This window comes from Streptomyces sp. NPDC004327 (genome assembly GCF_042873935.1).
Classification (GTDB): domain Bacteria; phylum Actinomycetota; class Actinomycetes; order Streptomycetales; family Streptomycetaceae; genus Streptomyces.
Map to the genome: position 1 here is coordinate 385,009 of NZ_JBIAME010000008.1, position 14,669 is coordinate 399,677.

Annotated in this window: 14 protein-coding genes; 5 read left to right on the forward strand and 9 right to left on the reverse strand. The window is 74.0% G+C overall.

Annotated elements, in window-relative coordinates; genetic code table 11:
• Nucleotides 1–185 precede the first annotated feature (185 nt).
• Complete coding sequence (locus tag ACFYU9_RS27860; RefSeq protein ID WP_389212508.1) at nt 186–1,277, forward strand: DUF5925 domain-containing protein; 1,092 nt, start codon at nt 186–188, stop codon at nt 1,275–1,277.
• Nucleotides 1,278–1,295: 18 nt separating this feature from the next.
• On the opposite strand, the gene ACFYU9_RS27865 is transcribed toward ACFYU9_RS27860, so the two are convergent.
• Nucleotides 1,296–1,670, reverse strand: a complete 375-nt coding sequence (locus ACFYU9_RS27865; protein WP_389212507.1) for a GntR family transcriptional regulator — start codon at nt 1,668–1,670, stop codon at nt 1,296–1,298.
• 73 nt (nt 1,671–1,743) lie between these two features.
• Here ACFYU9_RS27865 and ACFYU9_RS27870 point away from each other — a divergent pair, with 73 nt between their 5' ends.
• Together ACFYU9_RS27870 and ACFYU9_RS27875 are read left to right on the forward strand one after the other, a co-directional pair.
• Nucleotides 1,744–2,673, forward strand: coding sequence for a GNAT family N-acetyltransferase (locus ACFYU9_RS27870; protein WP_389346439.1), 930 nt, complete (start codon nt 1,744–1,746; stop codon nt 2,671–2,673).
• Entirely contained in the window at nt 2,654–3,139 is a 486-nt protein-coding gene (locus tag ACFYU9_RS27875; RefSeq protein WP_389212503.1) for a DUF402 domain-containing protein, read from the forward strand. Before ACFYU9_RS27870 ends, ACFYU9_RS27875 begins: the two co-directional genes overlap by 20 nt.
• Nucleotides 3,140–3,192: 53 nt before the next feature.
• Here the strand turns inward: ACFYU9_RS27875 and ACFYU9_RS27880 are convergent, their stop codons facing one another.
• The 5 genes from ACFYU9_RS27880 to ACFYU9_RS27900 all read right to left on the reverse strand — a co-directional run bounded on the left by ACFYU9_RS27880 (nt 3,193) and on the right by ACFYU9_RS27900 (nt 7,212).
• Entirely contained in the window at nt 3,193–3,612 is a 420-nt protein-coding gene (locus ACFYU9_RS27880) for a DUF6299 family protein (RefSeq protein ID WP_389346441.1), read from the reverse strand.
• 120 nt (nt 3,613–3,732) lie between these two features.
• Nucleotides 3,733–4,203: a GNAT family N-acetyltransferase gene (locus tag ACFYU9_RS27885; RefSeq protein WP_389212500.1), complete on the reverse strand. Its 471-nt coding sequence runs from the start codon at nt 4,201–4,203 to the stop codon at nt 3,733–3,735.
• A complete protein-coding gene (locus tag ACFYU9_RS27890; protein ID WP_389346443.1) occupies nt 4,200–5,696 on the reverse strand; it encodes a tripartite tricarboxylate transporter permease in 1,497 nt (498 codons plus the stop codon). The genes ACFYU9_RS27885 and ACFYU9_RS27890 overlap by 4 nt, the downstream gene beginning before the upstream one ends.
• Before the next feature lie 2 nt (nt 5,697–5,698).
• Nucleotides 5,699–6,232, reverse strand: a complete 534-nt coding sequence (locus tag ACFYU9_RS27895; RefSeq protein WP_389346446.1) for a tripartite tricarboxylate transporter TctB family protein — start codon at nt 6,230–6,232, stop codon at nt 5,699–5,701.
• Entirely contained in the window at nt 6,229–7,212 is a 984-nt protein-coding gene (locus ACFYU9_RS27900) for a Bug family tripartite tricarboxylate transporter substrate binding protein (protein ID WP_389212494.1), read from the reverse strand. The genes ACFYU9_RS27895 and ACFYU9_RS27900 overlap by 4 nt, the downstream gene beginning before the upstream one ends.
• Before the next feature lie 147 nt (nt 7,213–7,359).
• On the opposite strand from ACFYU9_RS27900, the gene ACFYU9_RS27905 reads away from it, so the two are divergent.
• Nucleotides 7,360–8,043, forward strand: coding sequence for a response regulator (locus tag ACFYU9_RS27905; RefSeq protein WP_389212492.1), 684 nt, complete (start codon nt 7,360–7,362; stop codon nt 8,041–8,043).
• Nucleotides 8,044–8,201: 158 nt separating this feature from the next.
• The gene (locus ACFYU9_RS27910) at nt 8,202–9,137 is read left to right on the forward strand and encodes a lytic polysaccharide monooxygenase (RefSeq protein WP_389346448.1); all 936 of its coding nucleotides are present in this window, start codon (nt 8,202–8,204) and stop codon (nt 9,135–9,137) included.
• 11 nt (nt 9,138–9,148) lie between these two features.
• Here the strand turns inward: ACFYU9_RS27910 and ACFYU9_RS27915 are convergent, their stop codons facing one another.
• The 3 genes from ACFYU9_RS27915 to ACFYU9_RS27925 form a co-directional block, all read right to left on the reverse strand.
• Entirely contained in the window at nt 9,149–10,021 is an 873-nt protein-coding gene (locus ACFYU9_RS27915) for an esterase/lipase family protein (RefSeq protein WP_389212488.1), read from the reverse strand.
• 162 nt (nt 10,022–10,183) lie between these two features.
• Nucleotides 10,184–11,143, reverse strand: coding sequence for a hypothetical protein (locus ACFYU9_RS27920; protein ID WP_389212487.1), 960 nt, complete (start codon nt 11,141–11,143; stop codon nt 10,184–10,186).
• Entirely contained in the window at nt 11,140–14,598 is a 3,459-nt protein-coding gene (locus tag ACFYU9_RS27925; RefSeq protein ID WP_389212485.1) for a DNA polymerase III subunit alpha, read from the reverse strand. The genes ACFYU9_RS27920 and ACFYU9_RS27925 overlap by 4 nt, the downstream gene beginning before the upstream one ends.
• Between the last annotated feature and the right edge of the window lie 71 nt (nt 14,599–14,669).

Sequence of the window (14,669 nt, forward strand, 5' to 3'; positions counted from 1 at the left end):
TGCGTTACCAGTTGGTAGCAGTGGATCCGGCGCGCCGGAAGTGTTCATGTCAAAACTCGTGGTGAAAGCGCTCCCACGCGCCCTCAGGAACCATCGGAATCAAGCCAGTTGACGCAACCGGCGAGAGGGACGAGAAGGGGACAAAATCCGGTGCGCGAAGGACGGGCGTGCCGGATCATGGCGCCATGCCCACCCCGCCCGAAGACGCCCTTCCCGTCCGGCTCCGGCTCAGCGGCGACGACTCGCTCTCCGACGCCGTCGACGCCCTCTTCCTCGGCCGTTTCGCCACCGGCGAGCAGCCGCACGCCCTCAGCACCTCACTGGACCGGGTGAAGCCCGACGCGACCCTGCTGCCCGCCGGCGCCCGGGTGCTGCGCGTGGTGCGCGAGGACGACCGCGGCGCGCTGCTCGCCGAGGGCGACGGGTGGACCCTGCTCGTCTCCCGCTGGAACCGCGGCGCCGACGTCACCGTCACCGCCACCGGCCCCGAGCTCGCCGAACGCGTCCTCAAGGAGGCCACCGACGGCGCCCGCGACGAGCCCGAACCACAGCCGGACAACGTCACCATGGGGTTCTGGTACGTGTCGCCCCGGCGCGGCCCGCACCGCACCACCCGCCGGATCGGCGCCGGCGCCTGGGAGGAGATCCGCCCCAACTACACGGCGCCGGTGGCCCGGGCGATGGACCGGCTGATGGCCGTCACTCCCGAGGACATCACCGGCCGGCTGCTGCTCCTGCACGGCCCGCCCGGCACCGGCAAGACCTCCGCCCTGCGCACGCTCGCCCGCTCCTGGCGCGACTGGTGCCAGGTCGACTGCGTCCTCGACCCCGAGCGCCTCTTCGGCGACGTCGGTTACCTGATGGACATCGCGATCGGCGAGGACGAGGGCACCGAGAAGGGCCGCTGGCGACTGCTGCTCCTGGAGGACTGCGACGAGCTGATCCGGGGCGAGGCCAAGCACTCGGCCGGCCAGGCCCTTTCCCGGCTGCTCAATCTGACGGACGGTCTGCTCGGCCAGGGCCGCAACGTCCTCGTCGCCGTCACCACCAACGAGGACCTGGAGCGCCTCCACCCGGCCGTGGTGCGCCCCGGCCGCTGCCTGGCCCGCGTCGAGGTCGGCCCGCTCACCCGCTCCGAGGCGGTGGCGTGGCTCGGCCACGAGGAGGGCGTGGGGCGGGACGGGGCGACGCTGGCCGAGCTGTTCGCGCTGCGGCGCGGGACACCGGCGGCGGAGCTGCCGGAGCAGCGCACGCCGCGCCCGGGGCTCTACCTGTAGCGACGGATCCGGGGATCGTCAGGCCTCGTACAGCGCCCGCAGCGCGTCGCGGACCGCCGACTCGGCCTCCTCCCTGCTCAGGCCGAGGCGGTGGGCCTCCGTCGCGTAGCCGGCGGCGGCGGTCGCGGCGAGGCGCGAGGCCGCGTCGGAGGCTGCGGCGACGAAGGTGCCGTTGCGGCCGCGGGTCTCGATCACCCCGTCGGCCTCGAGCGCCTTGTACGCCTTGGCGACCGTGTTCGCAGCGAGTCCCAGGTCCTCCGCGAGGCCCCGCACCGTCGGGAGTTTGAAGCCGACGGGCAGCTCCCCGGAGCGGGCGCGGTCCGAGATCTGGGCGCGCAGTTGTTCGTACGGAGCGGTGGTGGAACGGGCGTCCACGCTGATTCGAAGCGGCACCCTCCGATTCTGCACCCCTCCCGCGGGAAAATGGGAGGCGCCCGGCCCCGGCCGCCGCATAGCGTGCGGCACCATGACTGTGATCGTCCGCGATGTGCGGGCCGGCGTCGCCGAGGACGCGGACGGCTACGCCCGCGTCCGTCGCGCCGCCCTCCCGTACCTGCTCGCCAGCGGCCGCCAGACCGCTCACCACTGGGCGCACGCCCACCCCGACGCGCACGACCGGCCGCTGGTCGCCGAGATCGGCGGGGAGATCGTCGGCACGGCCGAAGTGTCGCTCGCGCACGACTCTCCCGTGCCGGGCGTCGGCTCCGTCAACGTCTTCGTCCACCCCGACCACACCGGCCGGGGCGCCGGCACGCTGCTGCTGCGCGCCGCCGAGGAGCACCTGACCGAGGCCGGGGCGACCACGCTCTACAGCTGGGTCCTCGACGAGCCCGCGAACCGCGCCTTCGCCGAGCGCCACGGCTACACCGGCAGCCGCTCCGCCTACTTCCTGAAGCTCGACCTGGCCACGGCCGCGCTGCCGCCGCGCCGGGAGCCGCCGGCCGGCGTCGAGCTGCGCACGGCCGCCGACTTCGCCGCCGACCCGCGCACGCTGTTCGAGCTCGACGCGCTCACCAGCGCCGACGAGCCGGGCGACGTGGCGGCCGAACTCACCGACTACCCGCACTGGCTGGCCACCACCTGGGAGCACCCGCTGCTCGACCGCGAGCTGACGACGGTCGCCGTGGTGGACGGGCGGCCCGTCGCCTTCACGGCCGCCCGGACGGACGGCCTGGGCCGCTACGGCTCCGGCATGACCGGCACCGCGCCCGCCTTCCGGGGCCGGGGGCTCGCCAAGCTGGTGAAGAACGACTCGCTGCACCGCGCCCGGGAGGCCGGCTGCACGGAGGCCTACACCGGCAACGACACGGGCAACGAGCCGATGCTGGCCGTCAACCGATGGTTCGGCTACGAGATCTGCGCGAAAGAGGTCCGGTATGTCCGCACGTTCCGTTGAGATCGCCCTCGTCAAGGCCGGGCGGACGAAGATCCGCTACCCGGCCGAGCTGCTCGCCGACGACGGCGCCCGGCTGACCGTCCGGGCGCCCTGGGCGGCCGACGGCGTCCGGGACTTCGGCTTCGTGCGCTTCGAGCCGGGCGACGTCTTCACCGAGCACTACTGGCGCGACCGGTGGTACGCGGTGAAGGAGGTCCGCTCCGGCGACGGCACCCTGAAGGGCTGGTACTGCGATGTGACCCGGCCCGCCGCCGTGGCCGCCGACGGCTCCGAGGTGGTCGTCGAGGACCTGGACCTGGACCTGTGGGTGTCGGCGGACGGCGGCGAGGTGCTGCGGCTCGACGAGGACGAGTTCGCGGCGAGCGGCCTTGCCGCCGCCGACCCGGAGGCGGCCGGGCAGGCCGTGCGCGCCCTCGACGAGCTGGCGGCCCTGGGCCGGGACGGACTGCTGGCCCTGCTCGGCTAGGCGCGAGCACCACGCCCCGGGCCCCAGGACGCCGGCACCACACCCTGGACCCGCTAGGACGCGAGCACCACGTCCTGGGCCTTCTTCGCGCGGAAGTCCGGCAGCGGCAGGCCCAGTTCGCCGGCCGGGGCCAGCTGCATCAGGGTGGCCTCGACGCGGGCCGCGCCCGAGCGGTAGCCGGGCTCCTTGACCACGCCGCTGTTGGTCCAGGTGTGCACCCGGCCGTCGCAGACGGCCTGGGTGCCGCCGATGCCGGCCGATCGGTCGCCCTGGACCAGCACGGAGGTGACGAAGACCGGGCCTCTGCCGTCGTCGACGCAGCGGTACGAGCCGGAGAGGGTGACCGTGCCGTCCGCGGCGACCTTCCCGCCGGGGTCGACGGCGAGGCCGTCGGCGGGCCCTGCGTGGGCGGTCGTGGCGGTGAGGGCGAGCAGGGCGCCGGCGGCGAGAGCGGCGGCGAGACGTACACGCATGGCTGGAATGGTTCCCTTCGGGTGGGCGCGGGCGCGCGCGGGGCGCGCGGACGTGCGCGGGAAGTGCGCGGGTTTCGCGCCCGCAAGGGATACCGGATCAGGCCAGGAAATGTCCGAAACTCACCCCATAGACGGCGAGTTGAGCACTTTACGGTAATGAATACGGTCGTACGGGCCGTCCTGGCGGCGCTCGGTGACCTCGTAGCCGTACCGCTCGTACAGCTTCTGGTTCTCCCACATCATCGCGTTGGTGAACAGCCGCACCTCCGGCAGGCCCAGCTCCCGGGCCCGCGACTCGACCCACGTCATCAGGATCCGGCCGAGGCCGGTGCCCTGGGCGCCGGGGTGGACGGCGATGGTGTCGAGGTAGAGGTGGCCGGGCTTCGGGACCACGAAGACGAGACCGGTCAGCGGACCGCCCGCCGGGCCCCCGACGACGAAGATCCGCCCCGCCGCCACGTTCGCCGCGTGGTCCTCCTCCATCGGGGCCGGCACCAGGCCGATGCGTTCGATGTAGTGGTGGAAGGCGGCGTCGACGACGGCCTTCACGGCGGGCACGTCGGCGGCGACGGCGGGGCGGGGATGCGTCATGCGGTCACACTACGACGGCCCTTGACGAGCCTGCGCAGCAACGGCCAGGCGAGCAGGAGCAGCACCACCGCGTACACGGTCACCGAGAACGGGGTGTTGACGAGGCCGGTGAGCTCGCCGTCGCTGATCTGCAGGGCGCGGCGCAGCTGCTGCTCCGCGTTCGGGCCGAGGATGACGCCGATGACGGCGGGCAGCACGGGCAGTCCGTAGCGCCGCATGCCGAAGCCGATGAGGCCGATGACGAGGAGGATCACCAGGTCGAGGGCCTCGCCGCCGACCGCGTACGCGCCGACGGCGGCGAAGAACAGGATGCCGGCGTAGAGGTACGGGCGGGGGATGCGCAGCAGCTTGGCCCAGACGGGCGCGAGCGGCAGGTTGAGCGCGAGCAGCAGCACCATGCCGACGAAGAGCGAGGCGATCAGGCCCCAGACCAGCTCGGGTTCGCGCTCGAAGAGCAGCGGGCCGGGCTGGATGCCGTACTGCTGGAAGGCGGCGAGCATCACGGCGGCGACGGCGGTCGTCGGCAGGCCCAGGGTCAGCATGGAGACGAGGGTGCCCGCGGCGGAGGCGGAGGCGGCGGACTCGGGTCCGGCGACGCCCTCGATGGCGCCCTTGCCGAACTGGTCCTTGTGCTTCGAGAGGCGTTTCTCCGTCACGTACGACAGGAAGGTGGGGATCTCCGCGCCGCCGGCCGGGATCGCGCCGAACGGGAAGCCGATGAGCGGGCCGCGCAGCCACGCCTTCCAGGTGCGCTTGAGGTCGGCGCGGCCGAGCCAGGGCCGGCCGACGGGGATGGCCTCGCCGGTGGTGCGGCGCAGGTGGGCGGCGACCCACAGGGCCTCGCCGATGGCGAACAGGCCGACCGCGACGATGACGACGTCGACGCCATCGGCGAGCTGGAGCGAGCCGAAGGTGAGGCGCTGCTGGCCGGTCATCTGGTCGAGGCCGACCAGGCCGATGGTGAGGCCGACGAGGAGCGAGGCGAGACCGCGGACGCGGGAGGAGCCGAGGACGGACGTCACCGCGATGAACGCGAGGACCATGATGGCGAAGTAGTCGGGCGCGCCGATGTCGACGGCGAGCGCGGCGACGGTCGGCGCGAGCAGCACCAGCAGGACCGTGCCGGTCATGCCGCCGGCGAAGTGGCCGATGGCGGCCGCGGCCAGGGCCTGGGCGCCGCGGCCGGACTTCGCCATGGGGTTGCCCTCCATGGCGGCGACGACGGCCGCGCTCTCGCCCGGGGTGTTGAGCAGGATCGAGGTGGTGGAGCCGCCGAACATGGCGCCGTAGTAGATGCCGGCGAACATGATGAAGGCGGCGGTCGGGTCGAGCCCGTAGGTGACGGGCAGCAGCAGGGCGACGGCCATGGCGGGGCCGATGCCGGGGAGCACGCCGATGGCGGTGCCGAGCAGGACGCCGATGGCGGCCCAGAGCAGGTTGACCGGGGTCAGGGCGGTGCCGAACCCGTCGAGGAGGGAGTTCAGGGAATCCATGGTCAGAGCACTCCCATCAGCGGGCCGCCGGGCAGCGGGACTCCGAGGAGGTGGTCGAAGACGGCGTAGGTGAGCAGGGACAGGGCGGCGGCGATCAGCGGGTCGCGGGTGTGGTGGCGGCTGCCGAGGACATAGGCGGAGCCCCAGAAGAGCAGGGCGCCGGCGACGGGGAAGCCGAGAGGGCCGATGAGGACGGCGAAGCCGAGGAAGACGCCGGTGAGGAGCAGTACGGTGCGCCGGTCGCCCGGCTCGGCGAGGTCGACGTCCTCGCCGCCCTCGGCCTGGCCGCGGCCGCCGCGCAGCACGTCGGCGGCGAGCAGGACGGCGACGACGAGGAGTCCGGCGCCGACGACGAGGGGCACGGTGCGGGGGCCGACGGGGCCGCGCTGCCCGATGTCGGCGGTCATGGTGAGGGCGTCGGTGAGGACGAGGACGCCGAGGAGGAACAGCGCGGCGCCGACGCCGAGTTCGGAGTGCTCGCGCAGCCAGGACTTCGCGGCCGTGCCGGTCTTCGTGGTGTCGGTCGTCGTGGTCACAGGCCCAGCTCCTTCAGGACGGATCCGACCTGCTTGTCCTGTGCGGTGAGGAAGGCGCCGAACTGCTCGCCGGGCAGGAAGGCGTCGTTCCAGCCGTGGGTGGCGAGCGACTCGCGCCACTCCTTGGACGCGTGCAGCCGGGTGACGAGGGCGACGAGCCGGTCGCGTTCGGCGTCGGAGAGGCCGGGCGGGGCGACGAGGCCGCGCCAGTTGACGAACTCGGTGTCGAGGCCGGCCTCGCGCAGGGTGGGCGCGTCGAGACCGGGGACGCGCCGGGGGCCGGTGACGGCGAGGAGGCGCAGCTCGCCGGATCTGATCTGGTCGAGGTACTCGCCGACGCCGGAGACGCCGAAGGCGACCTTGCCGCCGAGGAGGGAGGCGAGGAGTTCGCCGCCGCCGTCGAACGGGATGTAGTTGACGTCCTTCGGGGCGATGCCGGCGGCCCGCGCCATCAGCATGGGGGCGAGGTGGTCGGGGCCGCCGGGTGAGGAGCCGCCGCCGACGGGCAGCTTGCCGGGGTCCTTCCGCCAGGCGGCGAGCAGGTCCTGGACGGTCTTGTACGGGGAGTCCTTGCCGACGACGACGATGTCCTGCTCCAGGGTGAGCCGGGCGATCGGGGTGGTGTCGGCGAGGGTGCGCGGGGTCTTGTTGGTGTGGACGGCGCCGACGACGCCGAGGCCCATGGACATGGCGAGCCGGCCGTTGCCGCGTTCGCCGACGAGCTTGGTGAGGCCGACGGTGCCGCCGGCGCCGGGCAGGTTGAAGACCTCGATGCCGGAGGTGAGTCCGGCGTCCTCGGCGTTCTTCGCCGCGGTGCGGGCGGTGATGTCGTAGCCGCCGCCGGGCGTGTTGGGGACCATGAGGCGCAGGCCGGGGATCCGCGTGCCAGTGTCGGTGCCGCCGCCGCTGGAGAGCAGCGGCGGGCCGACGAGCACGAGGAGGGCGGCCCCGAGCAGGGAGAGCGGGGTGCGCAGGCGCACGTGTGCCACCTCTCGACGGGGGGACGGAGGAAGGGACCAGGGGGGTGGTGTGATGTGGCCCACATGTTGCCCGCGCGTGAGAAAGCTGTCTCCCTTCCGCAATCAACGGACGTTGTGGTCCTTGTGGTCGCGCCCTACCTTGTCGGCGTGACGAAGGTGCTGGTGGTCGACGACGACTTCATGGTGGCGAAGCTGCACTGCCGCTATGTCTCGGCGGTGCCGGGCTTCCGCGTCGTCGGCGTCGCGCACAACGGCGCGGAGGCGCTGCGCGCCGCGCACGCGCTGCGGCCCGATCTGCTGCTGCTGGACATCTTCCTGCCCGACATGGACGGGATCGGGGTGCTGCGGGAGCTGCGCGCGGCGGGTCTCGCGATGGACGCGCTGTTCATCACGGCCGCGCGGGACGCGGACACGATCCGCTCGGCGCTGCGGGCCGGCGCCCTGCACTATCTGATCAAGCCCTTCAACCAGGCGGCGCTGCAGGAGCAGTTGCGGCACGTGGCCTCGCTGCGCAGCCGGCTCGACGACCTGGCGGGGGCGGCGGGGCAGGCCCGCCAGGAGGACGTCGACCAGATCTTCGGCGCCCGCCCGCGCGGCTCGCGCGAGCTGCCCAAGGGCCTCGCGGCGCACACCGCCGAGCTCGTCGACTCCGTCCTGCGCGCCCACCCCGAGGGCCTGTCGGCGACCGAGTGCGCGCAGGAGGCGGGCTCGCTGTCGCGGGTGAGCGCCCGCCGCTATCTGGAGTACTTCGCGGCGACGGGCCGGGCGGAGGTGACGCTGCGGTACGGGGGGACGGGGCGGCCGGAGCGGCGCTACCGGCGGGTGGGCTGACGGGGCGGCGCCGGCGGGGCCTTGTCTGTGGTGCCGCTTAGAGGGTCCTTAACGCGGCCCTAAGGATGGGCACATGGCGGCCTTCGGGGCCGAATCGGCCCACGGCGGCGGCTAGTTTCCATGGCGACCCCCACCCCTGCGTGAAGGAGTTGTCCCCCATGACCCCACGCCGTACGGCCGCCGCCCTCACCGCCGCCCTGCTGCTGTCCGGGCTCGCCGCCGCGCCCGCCCTCGCGCACGGGTCGATGACCGATCCGGTGAGCCGGGTCGCCGGCTGTTACGCGGAGGGACCGGAGAGCCCGAAGTCGGCGGCGTGCAAGGCGGCGGTGGCCGCGAGCGGCACGCAGGCGTTCTACGACTGGAACGGCGTGAACATCGCGGCCGCGGCCGGCCGGCACCGTGAGCTGATCCCGGACGGCAGGCTGTGCAGCGCCGGGAACGACAAGTACCGCGGGCTCGACCTGGCCCGGTCGGACTGGCCGGCGACCCGCCTGGCCTCCGGGGCGCACACCTTCCGGTACAGGGGGACGGCGCCGCACAAGGGCTCCTTCGAGCTGTACGTGACGAAGGACGGGTACGACCCGTCGAAGCCGCTGAAGTGGTCGGACCTGGAGGCGAAGCCGTTCGCGACGGTGACCGACCCGCGGATGGAGAGCGGCGACTACGTGTTCACGGGGACTCTGCCGAGGAAGTCGGGGCGGCACCTGATCTACTCGATCTGGCAGCGGTCGGACTCCCCCGAGGCGTTCTACACGTGCTCGGACGTCGTGTTCGGGAACGACGGCGGTTCCGTCCCGCCGCCGAGCGCGCCCACGACGGCACCGGCGCACACGCACACGCCCACGCACGCGCCTACGCACACGCCCACGCACCCGTCCACGCACACGCCCGCCGCCGCCGCGGGCAGCGCGCCCGCCGGGAACGCCGCGCCCGCCGCGCCCGCCCCGGCCCCGAACGGCGGCTCCGGCGAGGAGCTGGCCGAGACCGGTGGCGACGCCGCCACGCCGTATCTGGCGATGGGCGGCGCCGCCGTGCTGGGTCTCGGCGCGGCCGTGCTGTTCGCCACGGCCCGCCGCCGGTCGGCCCGGCGCTAGGGCCTGTCCGGCTACTCGAAGACCGACGCGCAGGTGGTCGGCGTCGCGTGGGCCGGGTCGAGGGCGTTGTTCACCTCGTGGAAGACGATCCGGTCCACCGTGCCGATCGCCACGTGCTCGGACAGGTCGAGCGCGCACCGGTCCTGGAGCAGCACGTTGGTGACGTCCGGGCCGGTCAGCCAGCCCGACTGGTACGGCGTGACGACCTCGTCGTACTTGGTGGCGATCACCGTGTAGCGCACGCCGGGCACGGTGTCGCCGCCCGCGTTGAGCCTGGTCATGAACGGGGAGCCGGCGATCTGGTCGGCGAGCCCCGGGGTCGCGGTCGTGAGCAGGTCCTTGGCGCCGGGGAAGTACGGCAGCAGCTGGGTGAGGCCGCTGAGCGTGGTGCCGTGGTTGTCGGGTGCGATGCCGACGAGCGCGTTGACCTTGGCTGCCCCGCCGAGGAACTTCAGGTAGTAGCGGGGCATCATGCCGCCCTGCGAGTGGCCGACGAGGTCGGCCTCGGGGGCGCCGGTGGCGGCGAGGACCCGGTCGACGTAGGCGGAGAGCTGTTCGGCGGACTTGTCGATGGGGCCGAGTCCGTGGAAGAGCGGCACGTTCGGGAGCTGGCCGTAGTCGACGGAGAAGACGCAGTAGCCGCGCTCGACGAGATAGGGCGCGAGGCCCAGCCAGTTGTCGACGGCGTTGCCGAAGGTGCCGTGGACGAGCACGACCGGGCGGGGGTGGGTGGCGGACGGCTTGCAGGAGAAGTCGTTCCAGCCGCGGCTGGGGGCGGTGTCGGCCTGGGCGGCGGCGGAGGGGGCGAGGGTGGCGGCGGCGGTCAGCGCGAGCACGGACAGTGCTCTGACGACCCGCTTCGTCCAGGAGGTCCTGGGCAGCATCGGGCGATCTCCTTGCGGCTCAAGGGAAGTGAGGGGTGTACGCCCTGCGGTCCGGACCACAAGTGGGGATGCGCTTCGCTTTCAGCCAAGTTACGTACGGGTAGCGTCCGATGGGAAGTTACGCGTCGGTAAAAAGTGTCGTGTCGGCCCGCCCGGGCGGGGTCAGGCCGCCAGCGAGCCCGGCAGCACGGCCTTCGGTCCGAACCGCGCCCTGGCCCGGTCCGCGACCGCCTCGATGCGTCGGGCCTTGTCGTCGGTGGGGTCGAAGGTCAGCTGGTGGGCGGCGTGTTCGGCGGGGGCGAGGCCCTCGGCGCGCAGGGCGAGGCCGCGGACCCGGGCGCGCTGGAGGCCGAAGGAGTCGTACATCGCGTAGGCGAGGGCGGTGAGGTCGCGGGAGTGGGCGGTCGGTTCGCGCAGGGCGCGGGTGCGGCTGGAGGTGGTGCGGTCCGCGTAGCGGACGGTCACCGTGAGGGAGCGGCACACCTGGCCCTCGGTCCGCATCCGGGCGCCCAGTTCGGCGGTGAGCGAGAGCAGCGCCCTGCGGTGGGCGGCGGCGTCCAGTTCGTCGTACGGGAAGGGGCGTTCGGCGGCGACGGAGCGGGAGACCTCACCGGGGACGACGGGGGTGCGGTCGATGCCGCGGGCGCGTTCCCACAGCTCGCGGCCGGCCCTGGCGCCGACCAGGCGCTGGAGCACGGCGAGCGGCGCGTCCGCGACCCGGCCGACGGAGTCGAGGCCGTAGCCGCAGAGGGTGCGGGCGGTGGCGCGGCCGACGCCGTCGAGTGCGACGACCGGCCGGTCGCGCAGGAAGGCGGCCGGGTCGTCGACGACCAGGGTGGTGCCGGGCCGGGCCTCGCGGGCGGCCGTCCGGGCGAGCATCGGGTTGGGCCCGGCGCCGATGACGCAGTCGACGCCGTACAGGGCGAGCGCCCGGACCCGGATGACCGAGCCGAGTTCGGCCGGACTCCAGCCGAAGTAGCGCAGCGCGCCGCGCACGTCGGCGAGCGCCTCGGCGGGCGGGGCGGCCTCGACGAGCGGGGTGAACGCGCCGAGCAGGTCGATCAGTCGCGGGAGCATCACCTCCCGCGCCGGGTCGAGCCGGAACCGTACGCAGAGGATCATCCGGCGCTCCCCGGGCTGCTGTGCCAGAGCTTGCGCGCCGGTGTCGCGGCGCCTTCCCCGGCCGGCCGGAGGTCGGCCCAGGGGTTCATCGCGTAGCCGGTGGACATGGTGATCCGCCGCCCGTCGTCGGCGTCGCCCGGCACGGACACGGGCTCTTCCGAGAGCCGTTCGCCCACCGCCGGCAGGCCGCCGCTCTCCCGCAGTTCGGCCAGCTCGGCGAGGTTCCAGGCGGCGGAGCCGACCACGCTGAGGCTGCGCGGGCCGCGCCGCTGGACCACGCCCCTGACGAGCAGCAGCCAGGAGTGGAAGACGGTGTGGGCGCAGCGTTCGTGGGAGTCGTCGAAGAAGGCGAGGTCGACGAGGCCGGTGCCGTCGTCGAGGGTGGTGAAGATGACCCGCTTGCCGGAGCGGATGGGCGGGGTCTGGGTGGCCGCCTTGGCGCCGGCGACCAGGACGACCTGGCCGTGCCGGGCCGAGCGCAGCCGTTCGGCGGAGACCACGCCGAGTTCGCGCAGGAAGGCCCGGTGGTCGCCCATGAGGTGGCGGGAGGCGTCCATGCCGAGGATGCCGAGTTCGGCGCTGAGCCGTTCGGTCTCGTCGAGGTCGGGCAGGCCGACGGGGGCGGTGCGGCGGCCCTGGGCGAGCGGGAGCTGTCCGCCGTAGGAGGCGGCGCCGCGCTGGACGCGGTGGAGTTCGGTCAGGTGCAGGAGCAGGTCGCGGCGGTTGGCGCCGAAGGCGTCGAGCGCGCCGACCTGGGCGAGGCGTTCGGCGACGGGCTTGCGCGGGCGGGCCCGTTCCCAGAAGTCGAGCAGGGAGGCGTAGGGCTGTCCGGCCTCGATCCGGGCGCTCTCGGCCTCGCTGATGCCGTGGACGTCGGTGAGGCCGAGCCGGAGGCCCCAGCTCTCCGAGCCGCCATCGGACACCAGTTCGATGCGATGGGCGGCCGCCGACCGGTTCACGTCGAGCGGCAGCACGGGCACCCCGCGCCGCCGGGCGTCCGCGAGCAGCAGCCGCTTCGGGTACATGCCGGGGTCGTGGGTGAGCAGCCCGGCGTAGAAGGCGGCCGGGTGGTGCGCCTTGAGCCAGGCCGACTGGTAGGTCGGCACGGCGAAGGCCACCGCGTGCGCCTTGCAGAAGCCGTACGAGCCGAACGCCTCGACGATCTCCCAGGTGCGGGCGACGGTCTCGTCCTCGTACCCGCGCGCCGAGGCCTGCTGGGCGAACCAGGCCTTGATCCGGCCCTGCGACTCGGGGTGGGAGAGCCCGCGGCGCACCTGGTCGGCCTCGTCGCGGCCGCAGCCGGTCATGATGCTGACGATCTCGATGATCTGCTCGTGGAAGACGACGACGCCGTAGGTCTCCTTCAGGGCGTCCGCCAGGTCGGGGTGCGGGTAGCGGACCGGCGCGCGGCCGTGCCGGGCCGCGATGAACGGGCGGACCATGTCGGCGGCGACCGGTCCCGGCCGGAAGAGGGAGATGTCGACGACGAGGTCGTGGAAGGTCTCGGGCTGGAGCCGGCCCACCAGGTCGCGCTGGCCGGGCGACTCGATCTGGAAGCAGCCGAGGGTCTCGGTGGAGCGGATGAGCCGGTAGGTGTCGGGGTCGCCGGGCGGGACGGCGTCGATGTCCGGGCGGGTGCCGGTGACGCGCTCGACCTCGGCGACGGCGTGCGCCATCGCGGACTGCATCCGCACCCCGAGGACGTCGAGCTTGAGCAGACCGAGGTCCTCCACGTCCTCCTTGTCGAACTGCGACATGGGCAGTCCCTCGCCGCTGGTGGGCACGACGGGGGTGCGGGTGAGCAGCGAGGCGTCCGAGAGGAGCACGCCGCAGGGGTGCATGGCGGTGCCGCGGGGCAGCGCGTCGAGGGCCTCGACCAGCTCCCAGAACCGGCCCTGGTCCCGCAACTCCTCCTTGAGCTCGCGCAGTTCGGGCAGTTCGTCGAGGGCTGCGCGGGCGTCGCGGGCGCGGATGTGCGGGAACGCCTTGGCGATCTCGTCGATCCGGGCCGGGTCCATGGACAGGGCGGCGCCCACGTCCCGTACGGCGTGGCGGACCCGGTAGGTCTCGGGCATGGAGACGGTGGCGATCCGTTCGGCGCCGAAGCGGCCGATGATCGCGCGGTAGACCTCCAGGCGGCGGGCGGACTCGACGTCGATGTCGATGTCGGGCAGGGCGGTGCGGCGCTTGGACAGGAAGCGTTCCATCAGCAGGCCGTGCTCGACCGGGTCGGCGTGGGCGATGCCGAGGAGGTGGTTGACGAGGGAGCCGGCGCCGGAGCCGCGGGCGGCCACCCGGATGCCCATCTCCCGCACGTCCTCGACGACCCGGGCGACCGTCAGGAAGTAGCCGGCGAAGCCGTGGTGGGCGATGATGTCGAGCTCGTGGTGCATCCGGTCCCAGTAGACGCGGCGGTCGGGGCGGCGGTCGTAGCCCTTGAGGAGCAGGCCGGCGGCGGCCCGGGAGGCGAGCACGCGCTGGGCGGTGCGATGGGCGGCGCCGACGAGGTGCGGCTCCGGGAAGTGCGCGGAGCCCATCCCGAGGTCGTCCTCGGGGTCGACCACACAGGCCGCGGCGACCTCGGCGGTCCGCTCCAGGAGCCGGTACGCGGCCTCCCGGCCGAAGCCCGCGGCCGCCACGACCCGCTCGGCGACGGCCAGCATGTCGTCGGCGCCCTTGAGCCACGCCTCCCCGCTGTCGAGCCCGGCGCGCGGGTCGACGGGGACGAGCCGGCGGGCGGCGTCGAGGACGTCGGCGACGGGGCCCTGGCCGGGGTCGGCGTAGCGGACCTCGTTGCCGAGCACGGGCCGCACGCCCTGCTCGGCGGCGAAGCCGAGGGTGCGGGCGGCGAGCCGCAGCGAACCGGCCCCGGTGCCGGGCCGCCCGTGGTCCACGACCTCCAGGCACAGCGCGTCCCCGTACCGCTCCCGCCACGGCGCGAGCAGCCGCGCAGCCCGGTCGGGGCGGCCGGCGGCGAGGGCGCGGCCGATGTCGGACCCGGTCCCGAGCAGGACGAAGAGCGCGTCGCCGTGGTTGGCGGACCGGGGCAGCACGGGCGGCCCCTCCCCCGCGCGGGCGTGGGCGGCGGTGACGAGCGCGCAGAGCTGGGCCCAGCCGGTGCGGGAGCGGGCGAGGAAGACGGCGCGGGGGGCGGACTCGTCGACGAAGGCGCCGCCGCGCACGGGCACGCGCCGCGTGGCGCCCGGGCCGTCGGGGCCGGGTGCGCCGGCGGCCAGGAGCGGCTCGTATGCGAGGTCCACCCCGAAGAGCGGCCGGCCGCCCTCCTTCTCGCACGCCTTGGCGAAGCGGACCGCGCCCGCGAGGGTGTCGCGGTCGGTCAGGGCGAGGGCGTCCATGCCGCGCTCGGCGGCGCGGGCGGCGAGGCGGGCCGGGTGGGAGGCGCCGTAGCGGGTGGAGAAGCCCGACGCGGTGTGCAGATGCGTGAACCCCGGCATGCGCCGCACCTCCCACGTCTCTCGAAAATCGTACGTACGTTCCCACCCCCTCAGGCCCAGCGTAGCCTATT